This is a genomic window from Actinoplanes regularis, assembly GCF_900188005.1.
Taxonomy (GTDB): Bacteria; Actinomycetota; Actinomycetes; order Mycobacteriales; family Micromonosporaceae; genus Actinoplanes; species Actinoplanes regularis.
Window position 1 is genome coordinate 1 of sequence record NZ_FZNR01000053.1, and the last position, 5,743, is coordinate 5,743.

General features: G+C 69.4%; 1 protein-coding gene. It reads right to left on the reverse strand.

What is annotated here, in order from left to right:
* Positions 1-5,630: non-ribosomal peptide synthetase (locus CHC09_RS44685; protein ID WP_244911637.1), on the reverse strand; the 5,630-nt coding region annotated here is incomplete at its 3' end.
* Positions 5,631-5,743: the final 113 nt, after the last annotated feature.

Genomic DNA, 5,743 nt, shown 5'->3' on the forward strand with positions numbered 1-5,743 from the left:
CCCGCATGCGCCACCGCGACACCCTTCGGCACCCCGGTCGAACCCGACGTATAGATCACATACGCCAGATCACGGCCGTCAAGAACGACTGCGGGAACCTCGGCACCCAATTCCCAAGCGGGGTCCCAAGCCGACAGCACCAACGACGTGCCCGCGGCCATCAACTCACGCCGCGCCGCCGGAAGCTGCGGATCCAACGGCACGAACGCCGCACCGACCCGCCACACACCCAGCATCGCCGCGACCATCTCCACACCACGCGGCAGACACAACCCGACCCGATCACCACGACCCACGCCAGCCCCGGCCAACCCGGCCGCGACACCGGACGCCCATTCGTCCAACTGCGCGTACGTCAGCGACCGGCCACCACCGTCACGCACCGCAACCGCATCCGGCGTCTCCGCCACCCAACGGGCGATCATCAACGGCACCGACGGGGCTGCCACCGGCACCGTGGTGTCGTTCCACTCCCGCGTCACCAAATCGCGCTCGGCACCGGTCAGCACATCGACCTGACTGAGCGTGAGCTGCGGATCCGCGGCCACCTGCCCCAACACCGCGACCAGACGATCCGCCAGGGACTGCGCCGTCGACTCGTCGAACAGATCCGTGGCGTACAAGATCCCGCCCAAGATCCCCGCCGGACGACCGTCCTCGTCGCGGCGCTCGACCAGCGTCACCGACAGATCGAACTTCGCCGCATGCTGCTCGGCGTCCGAACCCGCCGGCCGCACCAACACACCCGGCAGATCCCAGCCCCCGCCACCTTCCTGAGGCAGGTTCTGCACCACGAACATGACCTGGAACAGCGGGTTGTGCGCCAACGACCGCACCGGGCTCAGCTCATCAACCAGCCGCTCGAACGGCACCTCCTGATTGGCGTACGCCGCCAGATCCGTCTCCCGCACCCGAGCCAGCAACTCCGTGAACGACGGATCACCCGACAGGTCGGCACGCAGCACCAGCGTGTTGACGAAGAAACCGACCAGCTGCTCCACAGCGGCGTCACCACGACCGGCGACGACCGTACCGACCGGCACGTCCGTACCCGCGCCCATCCGCGACAACAACATCGTCAGCGCCGCGTGCGCCACCATGAACACCGTCGAACCGTTCTGCTGCGCCAGCTCGACCAGCCGGGCATGCGTCTCGGCATCGACCTCCAGCTCGACTGTGCCGCCCTGATACGACGGGGTGGCCGGTCGCGGCCGATCGAAGGGCAGGGCCAGCTCCTGCGGGGCACCCGACAGAGTGTCCCGCCAGTACCGCAACTGCCCGGAGATCAGGCTCGACTCGTCGTCGAGGTCACCCAGGACCTCGCGCTGCCACAGGGCGTAATCGGCGTACTGCACGTCCAATTCGGTCCAGGCCGGGACCTGACCCTGGCGCCGGGCCGTATAAGCCGCCCGCAGATCCCGAGTCAGCACACCCATCGACCAGCCGTCCAGCGCGATGTGATGCGCGACGATCGCCAGCACGTACTCACCCGGCGCCGGCACGAGCAGTTGGGCCCGCCACGGCAGCTCGGTGTTCAGGTCGAAGCCACGACCGAAGAACGCCGCCACCACCGACGACACATCACTCTCAGTAGCCTCGCTGACCAGCAGCGACGGCCGACCGGCGGCGCCGTCCAGGATCTGCTGGCAGGCCACCCCATCCACCTCGGGATAGATCGTGCGAAGCACTTCATGGCGGTCGGCGACATCACCCAAGGCAGCCTCGAGCGCGGCCACGTCCAGATCGCCGGAGATCCGCAGCGCCATCGGCATGTTGTAGGCCACGCTCTGACCGGCGTCCTCGATCCGGTTCAGGAACCACATCCGCTGCTGGCCGTACGACAACGGCAACACCGCCGGACGCTCACCACGCACCAGTGCGGCACGGGTGATGCCGTCCGAGGTCTCGATCAGGTCCGCCAGGTCGGCGACAGTCGGCCCGGCGAACAGGTCCGGGACGCCCACTTCGGCGTTGAGAACCGCACGCGCCCGGGAGATCAGCCGCATCGCGGACAGCGAGTTACCACCCAGGTCGAAGAAGGAGGCGTCGGCCGGCGCGAATTCGATACCCAGCACCTCGGCGAAGAGCTGGCACAGCACCTCCTCCATCGCGGTTGCCGGAGCGCGGCCGGTGACCTGTTCGGTCACGTCGGGTGCCGGCAGGGCGGCCCGGTCCAGCTTCCCGTTGACGGTCACCGGCAACGCCGGCAGGAAGACCACGACGGCGGGGACCATGTACGCCGGCAGGGTCTCCCCGACGAACTCCTGCAGTCCCGTGGCGTCCACGCCGTCGCCCGGCCGGACCACCACGTACGCCACCAGCCGTTTGTCGCCGGGCTGGTCCTCGCGGGCGATCACCGCGGCCTGGTCCACGGCCGGATGTGCCGCCAGCACCGCCTGGACCTCTGCCGGTTCGATCCGGAACCCGCGGATCTTCACCTGCTCGTCGACCCGGCCCACCACGACCAGCTGACCGTCCCGGCCCCAGTAGGCCACGTCGCCAGTGCGGTACATCCGCGAACCCATCGCGCCGTGGCCGTCCGCTCCGGCGAACGGGCACGCCACGAAGCGCTGCGCGGTGAGTCCGGGGCGGCCGACGTACCCCTGCGCCAGTTGCGCACCGGCCAGGTACAGCTCACCCGGCACGCCTACCGGGACCGGGCGCAGCCACTCGTCAAGAACGTACGTCTGACCGTTCTCCAGTGGCCGCCCGACCGGCACCACACCGCCGGCGTCCTGGAGTGGATCACTCAACGTGACGCAGACGGTCGCCTCGGTCGGTCCGTACGCGTTGAGCATCCGGCGGCCGGACGACCAGCGCCGTACCAGATCCGGCGGGCAGACCTCACCGGCCACCGCGAGCGTCTCGATCCCCGGCGGCACCTCGTCCGCCGCGGCCAGGACCGACGGCGGCGCGGTCAGATGCGTGACACCGAACCGTTCCACCAGGCTCGCCAGCGACCCGAACGGGGGCAGCAGGTCACGACCGACCATGACGAGCGTGGCGCCGGATGGCAGGGCGGTGCACAGTTCGGCGAAGGCGGCGTCGAAGCTCGGCGACGCGAACTGCAGCACCCGCGAACCCGGGCCGGCGTGGAACCGGGCCACGTGGCTGGCCGCCAGGCTGCCCACGCCTGCGTGGGTGACGAGTACGCCCTTCGGGACGCCGGTCGAACCCGAGGTGTAGATCACGTACGCCGGGTGGTCCGGTCGCAACGGCACCACGGGCACCGTCCCGGGCCGGCCCGCCACCGACTCGATCACGCCGGGGTCGTCGACGACGAGGCATTCGATACCCGCCGGGACGGTCGACTCGCTGCACACCACCAGGTTCACCCCGGCGTCCGACAGCATGAAGTCCGCGCGCGCCACCGGATAGGACGGGTCGATCGGCAGGTACGCCGCACCCGCCTTCAGCACCGCGAGCAGCACGAGCAGCAGCTCCGGCGACCGCTCGAGCCGGACACCGACCAGTTCGCCGGGGGTGACGCCACGGGCGATCAGCTCGTGCGCCAGCCGCGAACTCGACCGGGACAGCTCCTGATAGGTCCATGACACGCTCTCGCCGATGACCGCGACCGCGGACGGGGTACGCAGCACCTGCGCCTCGAAGAGATCGGCCAGCGACCCACCGGCGACCTCCGCTTCGGTGTCGTTCCAGTCCTGGACCACACGATCGAGTTCGCCGTCCAGAAGCACGTCGATGTCGCCGAGCCGGGTCCCGGGCTCCGCCGCGACCTGCTTCAGGATGCCCACCAGGCGTTCCACCAGCTGCCGCACCGACGACTCGTCGAACAGCTCGGTGGCATAGAGCAGCACGCCGCTCATTCCGGCCGGGCGGCCGTCCGCGTCGGAGCGTTCGTTGAGGGTCAGGGAGAGGTCGAACTTCGCCGCGTCCGGCAGGCCCTCGTCGTCGAAGGGAGCGGTCTCGACGCCGGGCAGGGTCAGGCCGCCGTCGCCCTGGCCGAGGTTCTGCACGCTGAGCCCAACCTGGAAGAGGGGGTTGTGCGCGAGGGAGCGGGTCGGGTTGATCTCCTCGACCAGTCGCTCGAACGGGACGTCCTGGTTGGCGTACGCCGCCAGGTTCGTCTCCCGGACCCGGGCCAGCAGTTCGGTGAAGGTCGGGTTGCCGGACAGGTCGGTGCGCAGCACCAGCGTGTTGATGAAGAAGCCGAGCAGGTCGTCGAGCGCGGCGTCGTCACGGCCGGCCACCACCGTACCGATCGGGATGTCGGTGCCGGCGCCCAGCCGGGACAGCAGCACCGCGAACGCCGCCTGGACCGCCATGAACGTGGTGGCCCGGTCGCGCTGCACCAGTTCGGTCAGGCGGGTGTGCGTCTCGGCGTCCACCTCGATCCGGACCGTGTCGCCAAGGTAAGAGGCGGTGGCCCGGCGCGGCCGGTCGGTCGGCAGCGCCAGTTCCTGCGGGATGCCCGAGAGGGTCTCCCGCCAATGGCGCAGCTGGTCGGCGATCAGGCTCGACTCGTCATCGAGGTCGCCGAGGACCTCGCGCTGCCAGAGGGCGTAATCGGCGTACTGCACGTCCAGACTGGTCCAGGCCGGGGCCTGGCCCTGGCGGCGGGCCGTATAGGCCGCCCGCAGATCCCGGGTCAGCACACCCATCGACCAGCCGTCGAGCGCGATGTGGTGCGCGACGATCGCCAGCACGTACTCACCCGGCGCCGGCACGAGCAGTTGGGCACGCCACGGCAGCTCGGTGTTCAGGTCGAAGCCACGACCGAAGAACGCCGCCACCACCGACGACACATCACTCTCGGCGACCTCGCTGACCAGCAGCGACGGCCGGCCCGCGGCGCCCTCCAGGATCTGCTGGCAAGCCACCCCGTTCACCTCGGGATAGATCGTGCGCAGCACCTCATGCCGCTCCGCGACATCACCCAACGCCGCCTCGAGCGCGGCCACGTCAAGATCGCCGGAGATCCGCAGCGCCATCGGCATGTTGTAGGCCACGCTCTGACCGGCGTCTTCGATCCGGTTCAGGAACCACATCCGCTGCTGGCCATAGGAGAGCGGCAGCAACTGCGGACGCTCCCGCGCCGTCAAAGCGATCCGGGTCGAAGCCTCGGCCGGCGCACTCACCAGACCAGCCACCTCAACCGCCGACGGAGCGGTGAACAACTCCCCGATACTCAACTCCGCGTCGAACACCCGCCGGATCCGGGCAATAAGCCGCATCGCCGACAGCGAATCACCACCGAGTTCGAAGAACGACACATCCGCCGGCACCGACTCCACACCGAGAATCTCCGCAAACAGGCCACACAGGATCTCCTCCGCAGCGGTCGCGGCGGCCCGGCCCGTGGTCGGCAGGTCCGGGGCCGGCAGGGCTGCCCGGTCGAGTTTGCCGTTGGCGTTCAGCGGCAACGTGTCCAGCACGGTCAGCAGGGTGGGCAGCATGTAATCCGGCAGCCGTTCGGCAGCGAACTCCCGCACCGCGGCCAGATCGATCAGATCCCCCGCCGCGACCACATACCCGATCAACTGGTTGTCACGGGCGATCATGGCGGCCTGCGCGACCTGCGGATGCTGCTCCAGCACCGCCTGCACCTCAGCAGGCTCGATCCGGAACCCACGCACCTTGACCTGCTCATCAGCGCGCCCAGCGAACACGAGCTCACCAACAGCGGTCCACTTCACCCGGTCACCCGTGCGATACAACCGGCCCCCACCAAACGGATCAGCCACAAACCGCTGCGCCGTCAACCCCGGCCGACCCACATAAC